The organism is Bacteroides sp. LFL-34 (assembly GCF_027257075.1).
GTDB classification, from domain to species: Bacteria; Bacteroidota; Bacteroidia; order Bacteroidales; family Bacteroidaceae; genus Bacteroides; species Bacteroides ovatus.
On the sequence record NZ_JAPQKZ010000005.1, the window covers coordinates 186,885 to 209,824 of the forward strand.

At 42.0% G+C, this 22,940-nt stretch carries 14 protein-coding genes and 6 tRNA genes; 16 read left to right on the forward strand and 4 right to left on the reverse strand.

Features of this window, described 5'->3' with window-relative positions:
- Positions 1 to 33 precede the first annotated feature (33 nt).
- From N5O98_RS04855 to N5O98_RS04870, 4 genes are read left to right on the forward strand one after another with little or no spacing between them, the layout of a single operon-like run.
- Positions 34 to 1,128 (forward strand): efflux RND transporter periplasmic adaptor subunit, encoded by a 1,095-nt coding sequence (locus N5O98_RS04855; protein WP_004312283.1) that lies wholly within the window; start codon positions 34 to 36, stop codon positions 1,126 to 1,128.
- Between the two features lie 48 nt (positions 1,129 to 1,176).
- Positions 1,177 to 4,263: an efflux RND transporter permease subunit gene (locus N5O98_RS04860; protein ID WP_004312282.1), complete on the forward strand. Its 3,087-nt coding sequence runs from the start codon at positions 1,177 to 1,179 to the stop codon at positions 4,261 to 4,263.
- Between the two features lie 16 nt (positions 4,264 to 4,279).
- Entirely contained in the window at positions 4,280 to 5,788 is a 1,509-nt protein-coding gene (locus N5O98_RS04865) for a TolC family protein (protein ID WP_004312281.1), read from the forward strand.
- A gap of 5 nt (positions 5,789 to 5,793) precedes the next feature.
- A complete protein-coding gene (locus N5O98_RS04870) occupies positions 5,794 to 9,039 on the forward strand; it encodes an efflux RND transporter permease subunit (RefSeq protein ID WP_004312280.1) in 3,246 nt (1,081 codons plus the stop codon).
- A 49-nt stretch (positions 9,040 to 9,088) separates the two neighbouring features.
- On the opposite strand, the gene N5O98_RS04875 is transcribed toward N5O98_RS04870, so the two are convergent.
- Positions 9,089 to 9,646, reverse strand: coding sequence for an NAD(P)H-dependent oxidoreductase (locus N5O98_RS04875; protein WP_004312279.1), 558 nt, complete (start codon positions 9,644 to 9,646; stop codon positions 9,089 to 9,091).
- A 178-nt stretch (positions 9,647 to 9,824) separates the two neighbouring features.
- On the opposite strand from N5O98_RS04875, the gene nspC reads away from it, so the two are divergent.
- The 9 genes from nspC (at position 9,825) to nagA (N5O98_RS04920) (ending at position 14,251) form a co-directional block, all read left to right on the forward strand.
- Positions 9,825 to 10,964, forward strand: a complete 1,140-nt coding sequence (gene nspC, locus N5O98_RS04880) for a carboxynorspermidine decarboxylase (protein ID WP_004312278.1) — start codon at positions 9,825 to 9,827, stop codon at positions 10,962 to 10,964.
- Positions 10,965 to 11,082: 118 nt separating this feature from the next.
- Positions 11,083 to 11,155: transfer RNA gene (locus tag N5O98_RS04885), tRNA-Gly, on the forward strand.
- A gap of 34 nt (positions 11,156 to 11,189) precedes the next feature.
- A tRNA-Leu gene (locus N5O98_RS04890) sits at positions 11,190 to 11,271 on the forward strand.
- Between the two features lie 23 nt (positions 11,272 to 11,294).
- A tRNA-Leu gene (locus N5O98_RS04895) sits at positions 11,295 to 11,378 on the forward strand.
- A 19-nt stretch (positions 11,379 to 11,397) separates the two neighbouring features.
- Positions 11,398 to 11,470 (forward strand) — tRNA-Gly (locus N5O98_RS04900).
- A 32-nt stretch (positions 11,471 to 11,502) separates the two neighbouring features.
- Positions 11,503 to 11,587: transfer RNA gene (locus N5O98_RS04905), tRNA-Leu, on the forward strand.
- Between the two features lie 34 nt (positions 11,588 to 11,621).
- A tRNA-Gly gene (locus N5O98_RS04910) sits at positions 11,622 to 11,697 on the forward strand.
- A gap of 190 nt (positions 11,698 to 11,887) precedes the next feature.
- Positions 11,888 to 13,054 (forward strand): N-acetylglucosamine-6-phosphate deacetylase, encoded by a 1,167-nt coding sequence (gene nagA / locus N5O98_RS04915; protein WP_004310044.1) that lies wholly within the window; start codon positions 11,888 to 11,890, stop codon positions 13,052 to 13,054.
- 21 nt (positions 13,055 to 13,075) lie between these two features.
- Complete coding sequence (gene nagA, locus N5O98_RS04920; protein ID WP_004310043.1) at positions 13,076 to 14,251, forward strand: N-acetylglucosamine-6-phosphate deacetylase; 1,176 nt, start codon at positions 13,076 to 13,078, stop codon at positions 14,249 to 14,251.
- 241 nt (positions 14,252 to 14,492) lie between these two features.
- On the opposite strand, the gene N5O98_RS04925 is transcribed toward nagA (N5O98_RS04920), so the two are convergent.
- Positions 14,493 to 14,855, reverse strand: coding sequence for a thioredoxin family protein (locus N5O98_RS04925; protein ID WP_004310042.1), 363 nt, complete (start codon positions 14,853 to 14,855; stop codon positions 14,493 to 14,495).
- 236 nt (positions 14,856 to 15,091) lie between these two features.
- On the opposite strand from N5O98_RS04925, the gene N5O98_RS04930 reads away from it, so the two are divergent.
- From N5O98_RS04930 to N5O98_RS04940, 3 genes are read left to right on the forward strand one after another with little or no spacing between them, the layout of a single operon-like run.
- Positions 15,092 to 16,357 carry a TolC family protein gene (locus N5O98_RS04930; protein ID WP_004295722.1) on the forward strand — a complete coding sequence of 422 codons (1,266 nt, stop codon included), beginning with the start codon at positions 15,092 to 15,094 and terminating at the stop codon, positions 16,355 to 16,357.
- Positions 16,358 to 16,379: 22 nt separating this feature from the next.
- Positions 16,380 to 17,474 carry an efflux RND transporter periplasmic adaptor subunit gene (locus N5O98_RS04935; RefSeq protein WP_004310041.1) on the forward strand — a complete coding sequence of 365 codons (1,095 nt, stop codon included), beginning with the start codon at positions 16,380 to 16,382 and terminating at the stop codon, positions 17,472 to 17,474.
- A gap of 14 nt (positions 17,475 to 17,488) precedes the next feature.
- A complete protein-coding gene (locus N5O98_RS04940; protein ID WP_118160995.1) occupies positions 17,489 to 20,614 on the forward strand; it encodes an efflux RND transporter permease subunit in 3,126 nt (1,041 codons plus the stop codon).
- Between the two features lie 87 nt (positions 20,615 to 20,701).
- Here N5O98_RS04940 and N5O98_RS04945 read toward each other — a convergent pair whose 3' ends face one another.
- Positions 20,702 to 22,033 (reverse strand): sensor histidine kinase, encoded by a 1,332-nt coding sequence (locus tag N5O98_RS04945; protein ID WP_118160994.1) that lies wholly within the window; start codon positions 22,031 to 22,033, stop codon positions 20,702 to 20,704.
- A 23-nt stretch (positions 22,034 to 22,056) separates the two neighbouring features.
- Complete coding sequence (locus tag N5O98_RS04950; protein WP_004303523.1) at positions 22,057 to 22,731, reverse strand: response regulator transcription factor; 675 nt, start codon at positions 22,729 to 22,731, stop codon at positions 22,057 to 22,059.
- Positions 22,732 to 22,940: the final 209 nt, after the last annotated feature.

Genomic DNA, 22,940 nt, shown 5'->3' on the forward strand with positions numbered 1-22,940 from the left:
TGATGTGTAATTGATAGCAATAAAGATATTATTATGAGAAAATATGATTGTATATGGTTGATGCTATGTTTGGTTTGGACTGGAACGTCCTCTTGCTCTGACAAAAAAAATAGTGCCGACAAACAGGAACAAGGTGTTTCCACTGTTCTTCCTGATGCTAAGAATGAAGTCACTACTCAAATACTAAAGAGACGTGATTTTCATCACGAATTGGTCAGTAACGGTAAAGTAAGTGCTCTCGGACAGGCTGATCTTCGTTTTGAGACAAGTGAAGTTATTGCTCGTATTTATGTGAAGAATGGTGACCGCGTACATAAAGGACAGAACTTAGCTGAACTTGATAAATTTCGCTTGGAGCAAAAGCTTTCCCAAGCGGAAGATGCTTTGTTGAAAGCCGAGTTGGAACTGAAAGATGTATTGATCGGACAGGGATATACCTCCGAAGATTTTAGCAAAGTTCCTGTGGAAACAATGAAACTTGCGAAAGTGAAGAGCGGATATGAGCAGTCGAGATCTCAATATGAATTGGTGAAAAGGGAAACAGAACATGCTACATTGGTTGCTCCTTTCGATGGGATAGTGGCTAATCTGTTTTCTAAACCATATAATTTAGCTAATACTTCCGAGGTGTTTTGTACGGTTATTGATACCCGTGGGATGGAAGCTGATTTTACAGTGTTGGAGAATGAGTTGGCTTTTATTAAAACAGGTGATAAGGTGATGATTACTCCTTATGCCGGAGGAGATTCGTTTGAAGGCAGCGTATCTGAAATCAATCCATTGGTAGATTCGAACGGAATGGTAAAGGTGAAGGCTGTAGTAAACGGACAAGGAAAACTGTTCAGTGGTATGAATGTAAGAGTAAGTGTCAGAAGAAGTTTAGGGCAACAATTGGTCATTCCTAAAACGGCTGTTGTGTTACGCTCCGGTAAGCAAGTGGTATTTACTTTACAAGAAGGTAAGGCTATGTGGAATTATGTACATACGGGATTGGAAAATGCAACGGAATATGTTGTTTCGGATAAATCACAGAAAGGGATTGAAGAGGGGTTACTGGAAGGAGATACGATTATTGTGACCGGAAATCTGAATCTGGCACATGAAGCGGCAGTAAAGGTCAGTGATTAACGGGTCAGTGATGAGTGATTAGTGGAGTTAATTGATAGATAGAAAAACATGATAAAATTTTTAATCCAGCGTCCTATTGCCGTATTGATGGCTTTTACTGCCTGTTTCATAATCGGGCTAGTGACATATAATACTTTGCCTATATCATTGCTTCCGGATATTGCCATTCCGGAGATAACAATACAGGTGTCTGCCGCCAATACCTCTGCCCGTGAACTGGAAAACACGATTGTGAAACCTTTACGGGGACAACTGATTCAGGTGTCTACATTGAAAGATATTCATAGTGAATCGAGAGACGGAGCAGGTATGATCCATCTGTCTTTTGATTTCGGTACTAATACGGATCTTGCCTTTATAGAGGTCAATGAAAAAATAGACGCTGCAATGAATTATCTTCCCAAGGATACTGAACGCCCGAAAGTTATTAAGGCAAGCGCAACGGATATACCCGTGTTTTACCTGAATCTGACCTTAAAGAATGATAGTGCTTATAGTACGATAGGACAGCAGTCTTTCCTTGATTTGTGTGAATTTGCCGAATCGGTGATCAAGCGAAGGATAGAGCAGCTCGAAGAAGTGGCTATGGTAGACGTGACCGGATTGGTGGAGCGTCAGGTACAGATTGTACCCGATGAGGATAAGCTGGCTATGATGGGGTTTTCCATTGAAGATATTGAATCGGCTTTGGCTGCCAATAATGTGGAGCCGGGTAGTATGACAGTACGCGACGGATACTATGAATATAATATAAAATTCTCCACTCTGTTGCGTACCGCAGAAGATGTGAAAAATATATACCTGCGTAAGGGAGACCGCATTGTCCAACTAAAGGACTTCTGCAAAGTTACTATCGTGCCCGTAAAAGAAAAAGGCGTATCTGTGTCGAATGGGAAAAGGGCGGTGACGCTGGCTGTTATCAAGCAGGCGGACGAGAATATGGATAAGATGAAGCAGTCTCTGGTAAGGACGATGGAGCATTTTAGACAGGTGTATCCTGATATTGATTTTAGTATTAGCCGCAACCAGACAGAATTGTTGGATTACACGATCTCAAATCTGCAACAGAATCTAACTTTAGGTTTCCTTTTTATCTGTCTGGTAGCTGTCCTGTTTTTGGGAGATGTGAAATCTCCGTTGGTGATCGGACTTAGTATGGTAGTCTCTATCGTGATTAGTTTTGTTTTCTTCTATCTGTGTAATATGTCCCTGAATATCATTTCGCTTGCCGGATTAATTCTGGCATTGGGTATGATGATTGACAGTTCGATTATTGTGACAGAAAATATATCCCAATACCGGGAGCGGGGCTATTCATTGCGTCGTGCCTGTATAACAGGAACTAGTGAAGTGGTGACTCCTATGTTAAGTTCTTCCCTGACTACCATTGCCGTGTTTGCTCCATTGATTTTTATGAGTGGTATTGCCGGAGCTATCTTCTATGATCAGGCTTTTTCGGTTACAGTGGGATTGATGGTTTCGTATTTTACTGGTATTATGCTTCTTCCGGTGCTTTATCTGCTGGTCTATCGGACAGGTATTCATACCCGGAAATGGAAATGGCTTTCTTTTAAATTCAATAACCCGATAAAGGATCACACATTGGACCGTTTTTATGATGCCGGTGTAGATTGGGTGTTCCGTCACAAAACGTTTAGTGTATTGTTTTGTGTTGTCTCCATCCCGCTTTGTATATTTTTCTTTTTCTTTATCGACAAGCAGCGGATGCCTGATATAGAAGAGAATGAATTGATTGCCCGAATCGAGTGGAATGAGAATATTCATGTGGATGAAAACAGGCGGCGTGTGGATGAGCTTTTTAGGGATTTAAAAGAACAGGTATTGGAGCACACGGCATCTGTTGGCAGGCAGGATTTTCTTCTGAATCGTGAAAGGGAACTTTCTTCTTCCGAAGCAGAACTTTATTTCCGAACGGAAACATCAGAAACAATCATTCCTTTGCAGCAGGAGATATACCATAAACTGAAAGAACGTTATCCACTTTCCGTTATTTCTTTCTCTCCACCGGAGACTGTATTTGAGAAACTCTTTGTCACGGGAGAACCGGATATCATAGCTGAATTTTACACCCGTAATAAGGCAAAAGCACCGGAAGCGGAAACGATCCGGAATGTGGAGCTGGAGTTAGCCCGTAGGACGGGAATTGCTCCTACAGGCATTGCCTTTGAGAACCAACTGAACCTAAGTATCAATAAGGAGAAACTATTGCTTTACCGTGTTGCTTACAATGAACTTTATAGAGTCTTGAAAACAGCTTTCCGAGAAAATAGTGTGACTATGTTGCATTCTTACCAGCAATATCTTCCGATCAACGTTGCGGGCAGTGAGAAGACGGTGAATGAAATATTACAGGAAGCACTAATACAGACTGAACCGGACAATAGAGGAAACAGAGAGTACATTCCACTCCGGGAACTGGTGACGGTTACTCCTGCCGAGGACTTGAAGAGTATTACTGCCGGACGTAACGGGGAATATGTTCCTTTTGATTTTTATGGCGTACAGGACGGAAACAAACTGATAAAGGAGGTGAAACAAACGGCAGAAGATATGAAAGACTGGGATACTGGATTCTCCGGCAGTTTCTTTTCTAACAGTGAGATGTTGGATGAACTGGTGGTGATTTTATTTATTTCGCTGTTATTGATGTATTTTATTCTTGCCGCACAGTTTGAAAGCTTTTTGCAGCCTTTGCTTGTTTTGGCGGAGATACCGATTGACCTCGCATTTGCACTGCTTTTACTCTGGATTTGCGGACATACGCTGAATTTGATGTCTGCTATCGGGTTGATCGTTACCTGCGGTATTGTAATCAATGACTCTATTCTGAAGCTGGATGCTATCAATGAATTGCGTAAAGCGGGTGTTCCGTTATTAGAAGCGATACATGAAGCTGGCCGCAGGCGTTTGCGACCGATTATCATGACTTCACTGACTACCATCTTCGCAATGGTGCCACTGCTTTTTTCTTCAGATATGGGTTCGGAGTTACAAAAACCGTTGTCTATAGCTATGATAGGAACAATGTCGATTGGTACGACGGTGAGCTTATTTATCATACCGTTACTTTACTGGTTTATTTACCGTAACAAGAAAATAAGTATTAAGTATTAGTCCAAAAATGAGAGTTATGAATAGATTAAAGAAAAGAATTCCTGTTTTCCTTTGTGTCCTCTGTGTCCTCTGTGGTGAATCCCAGCTTCGAGCGCAGAAACACCTGGTATTGGATTTGAACAGGACAATTTCTCTAGCTAACGACAGTTCGCTGGAATCATTCCGTACGCAGAATATGTATTTATCCGGTTATTGGGAGTATAGGACTTTTCGGGCAAATCGGTTGCCTAGCTTGACGCTGGATGTTACTCCGGCACAATATAACCGGGATATTACGAAACGATACGATTCGGGACAGGATTTGGATGTATACCGTACGCAACAGTCTTACTATGCTTATGGAGGATTGAGTGTAAAACAGAATTTTGATTTAACCGGAGGTACTTTTTATCTGGAATCGAATCTTGCCTATATGCGTAACTTCGGAAGTAACAGTGCTACGCAACTTACGAGTGTTCCTATACGAATCGGATATTCGCAAAGTCTGGTAGGATATAACTCCTTCAAATGGGAACGGAGGATAGAACCGTTGAAGTATGAGCGTGTGAAAAAGGAATTTCTCTATAATGTGGAAAAGGTGTCGGAAACGGCTACGAATTATTTCTTCTCTCTGGCTATGGCGCAGGCAGAATATAATCTTGCTAAAGAAAACTTGGCTTCTACGGATACATTGTATCGTATTGGGCAACAGCGTCACCGAATTGCAGCTATCTCACAGGCTGATTTGTTGACATTGAAACTGGATCGTGTGAATGCGCAGAATACATTGCAGAATAAAGCAAGTGACCTGAAACGGGCTATGTTTTCACTGGCTTCTTTTCTCAATCTGGATAAGAATACGCAAATCAAACTGGAACTTCCTTCCCGTCCGGAGATGGTGGATATTCCGGTAGATGAGGCTTTGAGGTGGGGCAGGAATAATAACCCGCAATTGTTGGAACTGAAACAGAATGTACTTGAAGCGGAACGGAATGTGGATAAGACGAAGAAAGAATCTCGCTTTAACGCAAGTGTGAATGCCAGTATCGGTTTTAATCAGGTAGCAGATAATTTTGGAGATGTGTATCATAAACCGATGCAGCAGGATTTGGTGGCAGTCAGTGTTTCTATTCCGTTATTGGACTGGGGTGTTCGTAAGGGTAAGTATAATATGGCAAGAAATAATCTGAATGTAGTGAAGATCTCGGCACGTCAGGATGAGATTAGCATCGAGGAGGAAGTGATTATGACGGTAAGTGATTTTAATATCCAGCAGCAATTGATAGCCAGTGCGGAAGAAGCGTTGGATCTGTCTATACTTGCTTATAATGAGACTAAACAGCGTTTTATCATCGGCAAAGCGGATATAAACAGCCTGACACTTTCACTCAACAGGCAGCAGCAGGCACAACGTAATTTTATCTCTGCCTTGCAGAACTACTGGCTGAATTATTATAAGATACGGAGACTTACGTTATTTGATTTTGCTGCGAAACTTTCACTTTCGGACAGGTTTGATTTTAATGGAGGAAAGTTGGTTAAATGACGAAAATGCAAAATATAGATTCTGAAATAGTAAAATCTCCTAAGGCTTCCGCTTTCACATTGATTGTGGCTTTTGTCTGTGTGGCATTGGTTGGGTTAGCACTCATTCCATTGCTGCCTGTCAAATTGAATCCGTCGCGGACCTTACCCGGCTTCACGGTGAGATTCAGTATGCCCGGTACTTCAGCACGTGTGGTGGAAATGACGGCTACCAGTAAGTTAGAGGCAATGCTTGCCCGTGTGAAGGGTATTCGAGGGATTTCTTCCACTTCAGGAAACGGATGGGGAAGTGTCAGTGTGAATTTGGATAAACATGTGGATGCAGCGGTTGCCCGCTTTGAAGCTTCTACTATTATTCGTCAGACGTGGCCGGAATTACCGGATGGGGTGAGCTATCCGTATATTCAGATGCACAGGCCGGGGCAGAGTAATCAGGGGCCTTTTATGGCATTTACGATCAATGCACCCGCTACTCCTTTCTTAATTCAGCAGTATGCGGAAGAACATATAAAAACGCGTCTTGCACAGATTCCGGGAATTTATAAAATCAATCTTAGCGGAGCTACTCCGATGGAATGGCGATTGGAGTATGATTCGGAACAATTGCGTGCGCTTGGAATAAATACGGATGATATTCGTCAAGCTGTCCGGTTGCATTATCAAAAAGAATTTTTGGGTACTTATGATGTAGAACAGGGTGCTTCGGGCAGACAGTGGATACGTTTGGCATTGGTTCCCGAGCAGGAGGGCAGAGAGTTTAATGCGGAGCGGATAAAGGTAAAAATGAAAGATGGTAAAATCATAGGTCTGAATGAGCTGGTGAAGGTTTCCCGTATGGAGGAGCAGCCACAAAATTATTATCGGATTAATGGGCTGAATTCAATTTATCTGTCGATTGTTGCAGAGGAAACAGCAAATCAATTGGCATTGAGTGAAAAGGTAAAAGCATTTATGGATGATAACCAGCTATTACTTCCGGCAGGATATGAGATTCACACCAGTTACGACGCAACGGAATTTATTCAGGAAGAACTGGGGAAAATTTATTTGCGTACGGGAATGACTGTAGCGATTTTGCTCCTGTTTGTATTGTTGATCACCTTTAGTCCTAAATATCTTTTTTTGATTGTAATCAGTCTGGCTGTTAATATGGCAATAGCTGTCATTCTTTATTATGCGTTCGGATTGGAAATGCAATTGTATTCTTTGGCGGGTATTACGGTTTCATTAAATTTGGTGATAGATAATACAATTGTAATGAGCGATCATTATTTGCGGCGTAGAGATCGGAAAGCGTTTATGTCCATTCTTGCAGCCACGTTGACCACGATGGGAGCTTTGGTTATCATCTTTTTTCTGGATGAGAAGATACGTCTTAATTTACAGGATTTTGCTGCGGTAGTGATTATAAATCTGGGAGTATCACTGCTGGTTGCTTTATTTTTTGTTCCTTCTCTAATTGATAAAATAGGATTGAAACGAAGAAAGAAACCTTCTCTTTCAATAGTTAAATGGAAAATTGGGGAGGTGCGTTGCTTTGTGTGGATACGTTCAAGAATACGTCGGCTTCCGGTTTATTTCAGTCGTTGTTACAGGTGGCTGATACAAATACTTTGCCGTTGGAGGGTGGCGGTATGTATTTTGTTATTGTTGGTATTCGGACTACCGGTATTTCGATTGCCGGAAAAGATGAAAGGTGATGATAGATGGGCGAGAACTTATAATCAAACGTTGGGGACCACCACTTATAAAGAAAAGGTGAAACCGATAGTAGATAAGGTGTTGGGAGGTACTTTAAGGTTATTTGTGCAAAAGGTATATGAAGGGAGTTACTTTTCACGTAATGAAGAGGTAGTGCTTCACGCCAATGCTAATTTGCCGAATGGAAGTACACTTGAGCAGATGAATACACTGATGAAGAGGATGGAAACTTATTTGAGCGAATTTAAAGAGATTAAGCAATTCCAGACATCTGTAGAAAGTGCTCGCAGGTCATCTATCCACATCTATTTTTCGAAAGAACACCAGAAAAGCGGTTTTCCCTATACGTTGAAAGCGAATATGATTAGCAAGGCGCTTCAACTGGGAGGTGGAAATTGGAGTATATATGGTTTACAAGATCAGGGGTTCAGTAATGATGTACGTGAGAATGCGGGTTCTTTCCGGGTGAAAATGTATGGATATAATTACGATGCACTGTATGATTGGGTTGAAAAATTAAAAGCAAAGTTATTGTCTCACCGCCGGATTCGGGAAGTGACGATCGGATCTGATTTCTCCTGGTGGAAAGATGATTATATGGAATTCTACTTTAATCTGAAAAAACAGCGGATGGCAGAGGAGGGGATTGGAGCCGGAAGGTTATTTTCTGCTATTCACCCGATATATGGGCGAAATATGGAAATAGGTTCGGTAATGGCGGAAGAGGGGACGGAAAAGATAAAACTTTCTTCGTGTCAGTCGGAAGATAGGGATGTGTGGGCAATGCAGTTTTATCCTTTTCAAATAGGAGAGAGGGAATATAAGCTTTCTGAATTGGCAACTGTGGAAAAAGGACAGATGCCACAGGAAGTGGCTAAGGAGAATCAACAGTATCGGCTGTGTTTGCAATATGAGTATATCGGTTCTTCGGAACAGGGAAATAAACTATTGAAAAAAGATCTGGAAGAGTTTAACGAGATTCTCCCGATGGGATATACTGCAAAATCGGAGGATAATAACTGGTCTTGGGGTGGAAAGGACAACAAGCAATATCGTTTGCTTTTGATTGTGATTGCTATTATTTTTTTTATTACGAGTATACTGTTCAATTCTTTGAAACAGCCATTGGCAATAATTTTTGTGATTCCGGTATCTTATATCGGCGTGTTTCTGACATTCTATTGGTTCAAATTGAATTTTGACCAGGGAGGATTTGCTTCTTTTGTTTTGCTTTGTGGTATTACGGTTAATGCGAGCATTTATATCTTGAATGAATATAATTCCGTTCGTAAACGCTTCCCGCGTCTTTTACCGCTTCGGGCTTATGTGAAAGCCTGGAATACTAAAGTGATTCCTATCTTTCTGACGGTGACTTCTACCATCTTGGGATTTGTCCCTTTTATGGCAGGCATGGAAAAAGAAGGCTTCTGGTTTCCATTGGCAGCAGGCACTATCGGAGGATTAATAATGTCTGTAATCGGAGTGTTTATTTTCCTGCCAGTGTTTACATTGAAAAAGAAGTGTTTGGTGAAACCTAAAGCTATGCTTTAGCAACTGTAAAGCGTAGCTTTATCCTATCTAAAGCTACGCTTTATAAATCTTACCAATTGTTCCCTGCATTACTGCTACCGATAAGCATCTCCACACGTTGTTTATATAAATTAGCTCCTTCAGCAATATTCTTTCCCGCATCTGCTGTTCCCATTCCGTAGACTACAATAGGGGTTTGCCATGACATTCCCGAATGAATGGCACTTACCTGATAAGGACGTAATAACTCGTCCATCGTGAAGCGGTTTCTGCCGCCACTGCGATACGCTTCGTATTCGGATCCCGTGGTCGTTACCACTGTCAACGATTTGCCGGCGACAGCCGGAGTCTTGGATAGAAAAGTAAAGACTTCATCTTGCCATTTCTTTAGTAATGACGGCGCAGACATCCAATAGAAAGGAAATTGATAGATGACAGCCGAGGCGTCGGAAATGATTTTACTCCATTCATCTACATTGAAAGCGATTTCTTGCGACAGCTCGTAAAGATTGAAAACTGCTACTCCTTCCATGTCACTGACAGCATCAACTAATGCTTTGTTTGCTTGTGATTCCTTGATGTTAGGATGTGCCAGCAGAATCACTACTTTTCTTAAATCTTTATTCATTTTTAATCAGGTATTTAGGATGATATAATACTTACTATAATATATAAGGTGTAAAAATAAGAAAAAGTTCGCGAAAACCAATATCTTAATTAAAAATAAAACAATCCCTCTTTGCTTTTGAATTTGTATTTTTGTACCCACGTTCGTAAAGCGATTAGTCCAGATAATAATTTTATATATGATAGATTTTAACCAGTTCCCTTCTCCTTGCTACATCATGGAAGAAGAACTTTTAAGAAAGAATTTGAGTTTGATAAAAAGTGTAGCCGACAGGGCGGGAGTGGAAATTATTCTTGCTTTCAAGTCGTTCGCCATGTGGCGCTCTTTCCCTATATTCCGTGAATATATCAATCATTCAACGGCCAGTTCGGTATATGAAGCCCGCCTGGCGTTGGAGGAATTTGGTAGCAAGGCGCATACCTATTCTCCTGCTTATACAGAACAGGATTTCCCGGAAATCATGCGTTGCAGCAGTCATATCACATTCAACTCAATGCAGCAGTTTGAACGCTTCTATCCGATGGTGGTTGCAGAAGGAAGTGGCATTTCTTGTGGTATTCGCGTAAATCCTGAATATTCGGAAGTGGAAACCGAACTTTATAATCCATGTGCACCTGGCACACGTTTTGGGATAACGGCCGATTTGCTGCCTGATGTATTACCGCAAGGCATTGAAGGCTTTCATTGTCATTGCCACTGTGAATCTTCTTCTTATGAGTTGGAACGTACGTTGGAACATCTTGAAGCTAAATTTGCCCATTGGTTTCCACAGATTAAATGGTTGAATCTGGGTGGTGGACACCTGATGACTCGTAAGGATTATGATACCGAACATTTGATAAGACTGTTGCAAGGATTAAAAGCACGCTATCCTCATTTGCGCATTATCCTGGAGCCCGGTTCGGCCTTTACCTGGCAGACGGGAGTGCTGACTTCCGAAGTGGTGGATATTGTGGAAAGTCGTGGTATCAAGACGGCTATTTTGAATGTTAGTTTCACTTGCCACATGCCGGATTGTCTGGAGATGCCATATCAACCTGCCGTGCGTGGTGCAGAGATGGGAAATGAAGGAAAATATATTTATCGTCTCGGAGGAAATTCCTGTTTGAGCGGTGATTATATGGGACTGTGGAGCTTCGATCACGAGTTGCAAATCGGAGAGCGTATCGTGTTCGAAGATATGATTCATTATACGATGGTCAAGACAAATATGTTTAACGGAATTCATCATCCTGCCATTGCCATTTGGACAAAAGAGGGGAAAGCTGAAATATACAAGCAATTTTCTTATGAAGATTATCGTGACCGAATGAGTTGATAATCAAAATGATTGTTTTGCGGTAGGTGCAAAGTGAACAGATTTCTGTGAAAAAAGTAGGCAGAATGTTTGCATGTTTACGGAAAATCCCTACCTTTGCAACCGCAAACGAAAAAATGCGGAAATAGCTCAGTTGGTAGAGCATAACCTTGCCAAGGTTAGGGTCGCGAGTTCGAGTCTCGTTTTCCGCTCATGTTTCTTTGAAATGTTGGAACAATAATCTTTGCCCAGGTGGCGGAATTGGTAGACGCGCACGTTTCAGGTGCGTGTGTCGAGAGGCATGCAGGTTCGAGTCCTGTTCTGGGCACAAAGGTTAAACTTTAAAATTATGGAGAGGTGGCGGAATTGGTAGACGCGCTACTTTGAGGTGGTAGTGACAGAAATGTTGTGGGAGTTCGAGTCTCCTCCTCTTCACAGTTTATGAAAGTGAAATGCGGAAATAGCTCAGTTGGTAGAGCATAACCTTGCCAAGGTTAGGGTCGCGAGTTCGAGTCTCGTTTTCCGCTCTTGTTTCTTTGAAATAATGGAACTAAGTTTTGCCCAGGTGGCGGAATTGGTAGACGCGCACGTTTCAGGTGCGTGTGTCGAGAGGCATGCAGGTTCGAGTCCTGTTCTGGGCACCAATCTTTCAGATTTCTGAATGACGAAATTTAGTTTGCGGAAATAGCTCAGTTGGTAGAGCATAACCTTGCCAAGGTTAGGGTCGCGAGTTCGAGTCTCGTTTTCCGCTCCATATAAGATGAGGTTGTCAGTCGATAAGATTGGCAACCTTTTTTTGTATAATATTGGAAGTTTACCGGACGATTGTATCGATAGATTGAACGGAAAAGCGTAATTTTGCAAACGAAAAAATCAATGTACTCCCCCCAAAAAAGAGCGTCATTGATTCACACAGACCTTTAATTAATTTAACTATTTGTGATATGTTAACACAGATTATTAATGCACGCATCCTCACCCCGCAAGGCTGGTTGAAGGATGGGTCAGTTCTTATTCGTGACAATAAAATTCTGGAAGTAACCAATTGTGACCTTGCAATTATCGGAGCCAAACTGATTGATGCCAAAGGAATGTATATTGTTCCGGGAGGTGTAGAAATCCATGTTCACGGTGGCGGTGGAAGAGACTTTATGGAAGGCACCGAAGAGGCTTTCCGGACAGCAATCAAAGCTCATATGCAGTATGGCACTACCAGTATTTTTCCTACTCTTTCTTCTTCTACCATTCCAATGATCCGTGCAGCCGCGGAAACTACAGAGAAAATGATGGCGGAGCCTAATAGCCCTGTGCTCGGGCTTCATCTGGAAGGACATTATTTCAATATGGCGATGGCAGGTGGACAGATTCCCGAAAATATCAAAGATCCCGATCCCGAAGAATATATTCCGTTGCTGGAAGAAACTCATTGTATCAAACGTTGGGATGCCGCACCGGAACTTCCCGGAGCCATGCAATTTGGTAAATATATCACAGCGAAAGGGGTGTTGGCTTCGGTAGGACATACCCAGGCAGAATTTGAGGATATACAGACAGCCTATGAGGCGGGATATACGCATGCCACTCATTTTTATAATGCAATGCCGGGATTCCATAAACGGAAAGAGTACAAGTATGAAGGTACGGTAGAAAGTATTTATCTGATTGATGATATGACAGTGGAAGTGGTGGCAGACGGTATTCATGTGCCTCCAACAATCTTGCGCCTTGTTTACAAGATAAAAGGAGTGGAACGCACTTGTCTGATAACGGATGCATTGGCTTGTGCCGCCAGTGATAGTCAGGTGGCTTTTGATCCGCGTGTGATTATCGAGGACGGAGTATGTAAGCTGGCAGACCATTCAGCACTGGCGGGAAGTATTGCAACGATGGATCGACTGATTCGTACCATGGTGCAGAAGGCGGAAATACCTTTGGAGGATGCCGTGAGAATGGCCTCCGAAACTCCTGCCCGGATTATGGGAGTACTCGACCGTAAAGGAACGCTGGAGCGTGGCAAGGATGCCGATATAATTGCTTTAGACAGAGACTTGAATGTGAGAGCTGTATGGGCGATGGGAGAACTGGTAGAAGGCACCAATAAACTGTTTTAAATCTAATAAATAACGAAAACTATGTTGACTCAAATAATAAATGGAAGAATATTGACCCCGCAAGGCTGGTTGAAAGATGGTTCCGTATTGATTTGTGATGGAAAAATATTAGAGGTGACCAACAGTGATTTGGCGGTTATCGGTGCAACGGTTATTGATGCCAGAGGGATGACGATTGTGCCCGGATTTGTAAGTATGCATGCACATGGAGGTGGCGGACATGATTATACGGAAGCAACGGAAGAAGCATTCCGCACGGCAACTACTGCACATCTGAAACATGGTGCTACCGGGATATTTCCTACATTATCATCTACCTCGTTCGAAAGAATCTACCAGGCAGTTGATGTCTGTGAAAACCTGATGAAAGAGAAGGATTCTCCTGTTCTTGGCCTGCATATCGAAGGTCCTTACTTGAATCCGAAGATGGCGGGAACACAGTATGACGGTTTTCTGAAAACTCCGGATGAAAATGAATATATTCCTTTATTGGCGCGTACGTCTTGCATCAGACGTTGGGATATTAGTCCCGAACTACCCGGTGCACATGATTTTGCAAAGTATACCCGTTCGAAAGGAATTATGACTGCCGTAACACATACGGAAGCCGAATATGATGAAATCAAGGCTGCGTATGCAGTGGGCTTCTCTCATGCTGCCCATTTTTATAATGCGATGCCGGGTTTCCATAAACGTCGTGAGTATAAATATGAGGGTACGGTGGAGAGCGTATATTTGACGGATGGGATGACAGTGGAAGTGATTGCAGATGGTATTCACTTGCCTGCCACGATTCTAAAGTTGGTTTATAAGTTGAAAGGTGTAGAGAATACGTGCCTCGTTACCGATGCTTTGGCTTATGCTGCTTATGAAGGGAATGAACCGATTGATCCTCGCTATATCATAGAGGACGGCGTATGTAAGATGGCAGATCATTCTGCATTGGCCGGTAGCCTGGCTACGATGGATGTATTGGTTCGCACCATGGTGAAGAAAGCGAATATACCTTTGGAAGATGCCGTGCGTATGGCTTCTGAAACTCCTGCCCGTTTAATAGGAGTGAGTGACCGGAAAGGGGCGTTGGCAAAGGGAAAGGATGCTGATATTGTGATTCTTGATAAGGAACTGAATGTACGATGTGTATGGTCGATGGGAAAGATTGTTCCGGGAACTGATATTCTGTTGCATAAAGAATAGTTGAAATAATCCCCAAAGAGGAGGGTCATAATGAATAATAAAACGCAGATTAACACAAATTATCGCAGATTATTTCATTTATATTGATATATTAATCAATGACTTATAAAATTATTTCTGCGATAATTCGCGATAATCTGCGTTTTGACACACTCCCTATTATAAAAGCCAATGTTCTGTATGATATCAAAAGTCCGGCAGTTTATCATCATCAGAAGTATCCCGGACTTTTAATGTATTTCTATTCTGAAAGCAAACTGCTTTCTATCAGTTCTTTCAATTGGTTTTTATTCATTGTACCTAACTTCATTGTCGGTTTGCCGTTCAGCGGGCAAAGTAACAGGTTGGGAATGGTGCGGATTTTAAATGCACTTTCCAATTCCGGTTCCTGATCGACATCTACTTTATAAATATCTAATTTCCCTTCGTATTCTTTAGCTAGTTGGTCTAATATAGGCGATAACGCTTTGCAATAGACGCACCACGGGGCATGAAAATCGACCAGGCAAGGTTTATTCCCTTTGAAGTTCCAGTTATCAGGATAAGATTGATAATCAGCTACCTTCTCTACAAAACTATCTTTGGTTAAATCTATTATTTTCATATATTCTATTTTTAATGGTTCATTTCATTTTCTCTACTGCAAAGATAGGGGAGTTGGGATAAAAGAAGGATAGCCATTTTTCCTGTTGTGTTTACAATTCTTCCTTCTATGGCTGTTTTCTAATCAAATTCTAATCTGATATGAGAGGCTTATAATGACTTTTTCCCGTCTCTCCGGCTACAGAATTGTAATTTTGCCGCGACAACTACAATAAGGTAATAAAGATAAATATAGTAATGAACAGAGTATTTCTAATTTCTTTTTTTCTTCTGCTGACAGGAGGAATATGCGCGCAACAGGCTACCACAGGAACATTAACGCTGAAAGAGGCGGAACAACGTTTTCTGGAACGTAACTTATCACTGATAGCCGAACGGTATAACATTGATATGGCACAGGCACAAGTGCTGCAAGCCAAATTATTTGAGAATCCGGTAATCTCGTTAGAACAGAATGTTTATAACCGCCTGAACGGAAAGTATTTTGATTTTGGTAAGGAGGGCGAAATGGTTGTGGGAATTGAACAGGTAATTCGTCTTGCCGGACAACGGAATAAGCAGGTGAAACTGGAGAAAATCAACAAGGAAATAGCAGAATATCAGTTTGAAGAGGTGATGAGGACACTTCGTCAGGAGCTGAATGAGAAGTTTGTACAAGTCTATTTTCTCTCGAAATCCATATCCATTTATGAGAAGGAAGTGAATTCTCTGCAAGAGTTACTTGCCGGAATGAAACTGCAACAGGAGAAAGGAAATATTTCATTGATGGAAATGTCCCGTCTGGAATCTATGTTGTTCTCTTTGAAAAAAGAGAAGAACGAACGGGAAAACGAGTTGTTGACCCTTAGAGGAGAACTTAATGTCTTGTTAAATCTTCCGGGAGACACGATGGTTGAGTTATCACTGGATGAAGAGGTGTTGAAGCAATTGGATTTGTCTCAACTATCGTTCGCCGACTTGAAAGCGATGGTGAATGAACGGCCGGATCTCAAGATTGCCCGGAGTACGGTCAGTGCTTCCCGTGCAAATCTGAAATTGCAGAAATCAATGGCATTTCCGGAATTTTCGGTGAATGGTAGTTATGACCGTGCCGGAAACTTTATCAATAACTATTTTGCAATAGGAGTGAGCTTGTCAGTACCTATTTTCAACCGCAACCAGGGAAATGTGAAAGCTGCCCGTTTTAGTATCCAGCAGGCAGGAGCGGAACAGGAAAATGCGGCTAACCGTGCGGATATGGAGCTTTATACCGCTTATGCTTCACTGGATAAAGCAGTTCAGCTTTATCAATCTACCAATATGGAACTGGAACGTAACTTTGAAAAATTGATTGCGGGAGTGAATGAAAACTTTAAGAAACGAAATATCAGTTTATTGGAGTTTATCGATTACTATGACAGCTATAAAGAAACTTGTATTCAGTTGCATGAAATAAAGAAAGATGTTTTCCTGGCGATGGAAAACCTGAATACAACTATCGGACAAACTATATTGAACTACTAATATTCATAAATTATCAAAGACTATGAACTGGAATAAATTCCTTCCTTGCATATTGCTTACTACCGTATTGGGAGCATGCTCCGGTAAAGGAGAACAAACGAATGTTGAACCGGCTGCCTTATGCCTGACAGATAGCTTGTTGAGAATTGTATCTGTCGATACGGTTCACGTTCAAGAGGTGATTGACGAACTGACATTGAACGGGCGGGTCACTTTTAATGAGAATCAGGTGGCACATGTATATCCGATGTTTGGAGGTACGGTAACAGAATTGAAGGCTGAAATAGGAGACTTTGTTCGTAAGGGAGATGTATTGGCAGTCATCCGCAGTGGAGAAGTGGCAGATTATGAAAAGCAATTGAAAGAGGCGGAACAACAATTATTGCTGGCACGCAGAAATATGGATGCTACGCAGGATATGTATGCTTCCGGCATGGCTTCGGATAAAGATGTACTTCAGGCGAAGCAGGAGTTGACAAGTGCCGAAGCCGAAGAAAGAAGAATAAAGGATGTTTTCTCTATTTATAATTTCTCCGGAAATGCTTATTATCAGCTGAAATCTCCTGTTTCGGGGTTTATTGTGGAGAAACAAATCAGCAGGGATATGCAGTTGCGTCCGGATCAGAGTGAAGAGCTGTTCACGATTTCGGGGTTGTCAGACGTATGGGTGATGGCGGATGTGTATGAAAGCGATATCAGTAAGGTTTCCGAAGATGCCTCCGTACGCATTTCTACGTTGGCTTATCCGGATAAGATGTTTGTCGGTACGATTGATAAGGTGTATCATTTGTTGAATAGTGAAAGTAAAACGATGAATGTCCGCATCAAATTGAAGAATGAAGAATATTTGTTGAAACCGGGGATGTTTACGAATGTAAGTGTGAAATGTAAAGCGGATGGAACTTCTATGCCTCGTATCGATGCTCATGCACTGGTATTTGAAGGAGGAAAGAATTATGTGGTCGTGGTGGAGCCGGATCAGCGTTTGCAGGTGAAAGAGGTGGATGTGTACAAGCAGTTGAGCAAGGAGTGCTATATCCGTTCCGGACTTTCCGAGGGAGACAGAGTGCTGAATAATAATGTATTGTTGGTATATAATGCGTTGAATGCAGATTAAAAACAGAAAATAGTATGCACAAATTCATAGATAATATAGTGGCTTTCTCGCTGAAGAATAAATTCTTTATTTTCTTCTGTACAGCGATTGCCGTTATAGCCGGAGCTGTTTCCTTTAAACATACTCCGATAGATGCTTTCCCGGATGTGACGAATACGAAAGTGACGATTATCACGCAATGGCCGGGACGTAGTGCCGAAGAGGTAGAGAAGTTTATCACCATTCCTGTTGAGATTGCGATGAATCCCGTTCAGAAGAAAACGGATATTCGTTCCACCACTCTTTTCGGGCTTTCTGTCATCAATGTAATGTTTGAAGATCGTGTCGATGATTTCACAGCACGTCAACAGGTATATAATTTATTGAATGATGCCGACCTTCCGGACGGGGTAACTCCGGAAGTACAACCTCTGTATGGACCGACGGGAGAAATATTCCGTTATACGCTTCGTAGTGACAAGCGCAGTGTGCGGGAACTGAAAACGATTCAGGATTGGGTGATCGAACGTAATCTCCGTTCGGTATCCGGCGTAGCGGATATTGTGAGCTTCGGCGGGGAGGTGAAGACGTTTGAGGTAAGTGTGAATCCTCACCAGTTGATTAATTATGGCATTACCTCTTTGGAACTGTATGATGCGATAGCTAAAAGTAATATCAATGTAGGAGGAGATGTTATCACTAAAAGTTCGCAAGCTTATGTGGTTCGTGGAATCGGTTTGATTAACGATCTGGATGAATTGAGAAATATCGTAGTGAAAAACATCAATGGCACTCCGATTCTGGTGAAGAATCTTGCCGATGTACACGAATCCTGTTTGCCTCGTTTGGGACAAGTGGGCCGAATGGATGAAAATGATGTTGTACAGGGGATTGTAGTCATGCGGAAAGGAGAGAATCCGGGTGAGGTGATTGCCAACCTGAAAGATAAAATAGAGGACTTGAATCAGAATGTACTTCCGAAAGATGTGAAGATAGTGGCATTCTATGACCGGGAGGACTTGGTGAATCTGGCGGTAAAGACTGTGACGCATAATCTGATTGAAGGAATATTATTGGTTACGTTTATTGTATTGATCTTTATGGCAGATTGGCGGACTACCGTGATTGTTGCTGTCGTTATCCCATTAGCCCTTTTGTTCGCATTTATCTGTTTACGGGTGATGGGAATGTCCGCCAATCTGCTTTCTATGGGAGCCATAGACTTCGGTATTATTATTGATGGGGCCGTGGTGATGGTGGAAGGAGTGTTTGTGGCTTTGGACAAGAAAGCGAGGGAAGTGGGGATGCCTGCTTTTAATGTGATGTCTAAAATGGGCTTGATCCGTAACACGGCAAAAGACAAGGCGAAAGCGGTTTTCTTCTCCAAATTGATTATCATCACTGCATTGATTCCTATCTTCTCTTTCCAGAAGGTAGAAGGAAAGATGTTCTCTCCTTTGGCATACACGCTGGGCTTTGCATTGTTGGGAGCTTTGATCTTTACATTGACATTGGTTCCGGTGATGTCTTCCATGTTACTGAAAAAGAATGTTCGTGAGAAAAATAACCGTTTTGTCCATTTTATCAATGCGAAGTGTTCGGCTCTTTTTGATTTATTCTATGCGCACAGAAAACTGACCATCGGAATGGCAACCGTAATAGCGGGTGTCGGATTATGGCTTTTTTCTTTCCTGGGTACGGAGTTCCTTCCGCAGTTGAATGAGGGATCTATCTATATTCGTGCTACCTTGCCACAAAGCATTTCGCTTGATGAATCGGTGACTCTTGCCAATAAAATGAGAAAGAAACTATTAACGTTTCCGGAAGTGCGGCAAGTGCTGTCGCAAACCGGACGACCGAATGACGGTACAGATGCTACCGGATTCTATAATATCGAGTTCCACGTTGATATTTATCCCGAAAAGGAATGGGAGAGTAAGTTGACAAAACTGGAACTGATTGATAAGATGCAGGAGGATTTATCCATTTATCCCGGCATTGACTTCAATTTCTCACAACCGATTACTGATAATGTGGAGGAAGCAGCTTCCGGTGTGAAAGGATCTATTGCGGTGAAAGTGTTTGGTAAAGACTTGTATGAGTCGGAGAAATATGCGGTTCAGATAGATAAGATCCTTAGTACGGTTCAGGGAATTGAAGACTTGGGTGTGATTCGGAACATCGGTCAGCCGGAGCTTCGTATAGAGTTGAATGAACGCCAGTTGGCGCGTTATGGAGTTGCTAAGGAAGATGTGCAATCAATTATCGAAATGGCTATTGGCGGAAAATCGGCTTCACTGTTGTATGAGGATGAGCGGAAGTTTAATATCATGGTAAGATACAGCGAACAATTCCGTCAGAATGAAGAGGAGATAGGTAAGATATTGGTTCCGGCGATGGATGGAACGATGGTACCTATCAAAGAATTGGCAGATATAACGACGATTACGGGACCGTTATTGATATTCCGTGATAATCACGCTCGTTTCTGTGCAGTGAAATTCTCGGTGAGAGGTCGTGATATGGGTACGGCAGTTGCCGAGGCGCAGAAAAAGGTGAATGCTTCCGTACATCTGCCGGCAGGCTATTCGCTGAAATGGACGGGCGATTTTGAGAACCAGCAACGTGCCACAAAACGTCTGGCACAGGTTGTCCCTATCAGTATTGCTATCATTTTTATCATCTTGTTTATTCTATTCTCTAATGCGCGGGATGCGGGACTGGTATTGCTGAATGTACCGTTCGCTGCCGTGGGTGGTATTGTGGCTCTTCTGATAACGCAGTTCAACTTCTCCATTTCTGCCGGTATCGGTTTTATTGCCTTGTTTGGTATTTGTATTCAGAACGGGGTGATTATGATTTTCGATATAAAGGCGAATCTAAAACTCGGCTCGCCTTTGGAGAAAGCCACTAAGGAAGGAGTGCGCTCGCGTATCCGCCCTGTGATTATGACAGCGGCAATGGCAGCTATCGGTTTGATGCCCGCTGCCATGAGTCATGGAATTGGTTCGGAATCACAGCGTCCGTTGGCGATTGTCATTATCGGTGGATTGATAGGAGCGACTTTCTTTGCTTTGTTTGTCTTTCCTCTTATTGTGGAAGTGGTATATGAACGAATGTTATATGATAAAAATGGAAAGTTATTGCAAAGACGTATTTAGTTCATTTCTATTCTGTGGAAAAAACGTTCATAGATTAAATTTGTAGTTTTCAGTAGGTAGAGAGAGAAAGGGATAAAAGAAGGGTGATTAAAAAATCACCCGTACTTTTGTTCCTTTTTCTATTTCTGAAGATATATCCAGCTTTGCATGATAAGCAGAAATGATTTTCAGGGTCAGGCTAAGTCCGATGCCTTGTCCGGCATAGTCCCGGGTATTACTGCCCCGATAGAAAGATTGGAATATATGTTCTATTTCTTCTTGCGGAATACCGATTCCCCGGTCTTCTATATCAAGAATGACTTGTTGTTGCTCCCGGTAGAGAGTCACATTTACTTCTTTATCAGAATATTTGCAGGCGTTATCTATTATATTTTTTAATGCTATCTTCAACAGATATGGATTGGCTTTTACAGTCATCTGCGGGTCTGTCTCTTCCAAATGAAGATGGATTCTCTCATCGGAAGCTGTCAACTCTTTTAATATATCGGCCAGAATAATCTCTTCAATATTGTTTTTCAGGAGTTCTTCTTCTTGTCGTGAAAGAAAAAGAAGATGCCGGATCAGACTGGATAACCGTTTGCTTTCTGAAGAAATTCGTTGAAGGGATTCAATGTATTCTCCCGTGCTTCTTTCTTTCAGCAGACTGATTTCACATTCTCCCTGAATGGCAGTAATCGGATTGTTCAACTCATGTGAAGCATGACTGACAAAGGACTTTTCTGCCTTGAATGCACTGTCCAAACGGTCGAGCATACTATTTAATGTCTTTATCATGTCCTCCAGTTCGTCATTATTGCCAGTAGTCTTTAATCGGCGGTTCAGACTGTTGGTACGTATTCTTTTCAATTCCTTTAGTATGTGTTGCAGGGGAACCAGAATACGGCCGGAATATATTTTTCCGATAAAAAAGATCAGGACGGAACTGGCTAAGATGAGAAATATGGAAAGCAACAATAAGTGTTCCTTGATTTCTGTTCCGTAGGCATTCCGGGACATGACGAGTACGATAAAGTTGCCTTCATTATCCGGATAATAAAGGGCGGCTCCCAGTTGATCCTTATATTTGAAGGAGAAAGGGATGCTGTCCTGTCCTGCCAGCAGAAGAGCCTGCTGGTGTTGCGTGAGGTATTTATTCAGTGTATCACGTACTTCGGAAAGACTGTCCATATTTAAAAGAATCTCATGGGCTTCAGGCAGGAGTTCGTCATATTTGCGCTGGATAATCTGGTAGCTCTGTTCGTCTACTTCATCTTTTTCCCAATGCTTCTGTGCGGTCAGGTAGGCTTTTTCACGCAGGTAAGAAGCATAGAGCTTATTGATGTACTGCGTACTGAAAATATAAAATACAGCAATGATAATGACAGTAGTCAACACACTGATTAACGTATAGAAAAGAGCTATTTTGGAACCTATTTTCATAGCCGGGATTAGTGTTGGTGAGTTTAAGTATTCATGATATATCCTAATCCTACGACTGTATGGATCAGCTTTTTATCAAAGTCACGATCAATCTTTACCCGGAGATAGTTTACGTAAACATCTACGATATTGGTATTGGTATCAAAATTCTTGTCCCATACATCTTTGAGCAGAGTGATACGTGAGAGGGCAACCCCTTGATGAGTCATGAAATATTCGAGCAGGCGGTATTCTTTAACAGTAAGGTCGATGTCTATGTCACCCCTTTTGGCTTTTCGGGTATTGCAGTCCAATACCAGGTTATCGCAAGTCAATAGATTGGAAGGGACTTCTTTGTTGCGTCTTAACAGGGCTTTGATGCGTGCTTCCAGTTCCTGGAAACTAAAAGGTTTGACGAGATAATCATCTGCTCCCGCATCCAGTCCTTTGACGATGTCTTCGGTTGTTCCTAAAGCTGTCAGCATGATTACCGGGATTTGATACCCGAACATTTGGCGATAAAGGCGGCAAAGCTCCAAACCATTTATTTTAGGCATGATAATGTCCAGTATTAAAAGGTCGAAAGGTTCGTCCTGAAGGATTTTCCAACCCGTATCCCCGTCATGGCAGACGGTTACCGAATGCCCGAATTCTTTTAATCCCCGTTCGATGAAAGAGGCGATATTAATTTCATCTTCAACCAATAGTATCTTTGCCATAATTCAGATTGTTTATGTGCAAAGATACTTTTTTCCTGGCATCCGGAGAAAGAAATCCGCCCTACATTTAAGTGTTTCTCCTTTTTGAGTCAGGGCAGACGCATTAAAAATTATTTTCCTGTAAAAGTTGTGACAAATATTTTTCATCCCATCCCGCTTTTAGTCTTTTCAGATTCATGCTTCCTTTTGTTGTTTTCTCATTCTTTAGT

What these genes read in the sequence shown, in the direction of transcription:
- N5O98_RS04855 (WP_004312283.1), top strand. Translation starts at nt 34, where the DNA reads ATGAGAAAATATGATTGTATATGGTTGATGCTATGTTTGGTTTGGACT.
- N5O98_RS04860 (WP_004312282.1), top strand. Translation starts at nt 1,177, where the DNA reads ATGATAAAATTTTTAATCCAGCGTCCTATTGCCGTATTGATGGCTTTT.
- N5O98_RS04865 (WP_004312281.1), top strand. Translation starts at nt 4,280, where the DNA reads ATGAATAGATTAAAGAAAAGAATTCCTGTTTTCCTTTGTGTCCTCTGT.
- N5O98_RS04870 (WP_004312280.1), top strand. Translation starts at nt 5,794, where the DNA reads ATGCAAAATATAGATTCTGAAATAGTAAAATCTCCTAAGGCTTCCGCT.
- N5O98_RS04875 (WP_004312279.1), bottom strand. Translation starts at nt 9,646, where the DNA reads ATGAATAAAGATTTAAGAAAAGTAGTGATTCTGCTGGCACATCCTAAC.
- nspC (WP_004312278.1), top strand. Translation starts at nt 9,825, where the DNA reads ATGATAGATTTTAACCAGTTCCCTTCTCCTTGCTACATCATGGAAGAA.
- nagA (WP_004310044.1), top strand. Translation starts at nt 11,888, where the DNA reads ATGTTAACACAGATTATTAATGCACGCATCCTCACCCCGCAAGGCTGG.
- nagA (WP_004310043.1), top strand. Translation starts at nt 13,076, where the DNA reads ATGTTGACTCAAATAATAAATGGAAGAATATTGACCCCGCAAGGCTGG.
- N5O98_RS04925 (WP_004310042.1), bottom strand. Translation starts at nt 14,855, where the DNA reads ATGAAAATAATAGATTTAACCAAAGATAGTTTTGTAGAGAAGGTAGCT.
- N5O98_RS04930 (WP_004295722.1), top strand. Translation starts at nt 15,092, where the DNA reads ATGAACAGAGTATTTCTAATTTCTTTTTTTCTTCTGCTGACAGGAGGA.
- N5O98_RS04935 (WP_004310041.1), top strand. Translation starts at nt 16,380, where the DNA reads ATGAACTGGAATAAATTCCTTCCTTGCATATTGCTTACTACCGTATTG.
- N5O98_RS04940 (WP_118160995.1), top strand. Translation starts at nt 17,489, where the DNA reads ATGCACAAATTCATAGATAATATAGTGGCTTTCTCGCTGAAGAATAAA.
- N5O98_RS04945 (WP_118160994.1), bottom strand. Translation starts at nt 22,033, where the DNA reads ATGAAAATAGGTTCCAAAATAGCTCTTTTCTATACGTTAATCAGTGTG.
- N5O98_RS04950 (WP_004303523.1), bottom strand. Translation starts at nt 22,731, where the DNA reads ATGGCAAAGATACTATTGGTTGAAGATGAAATTAATATCGCCTCTTTC.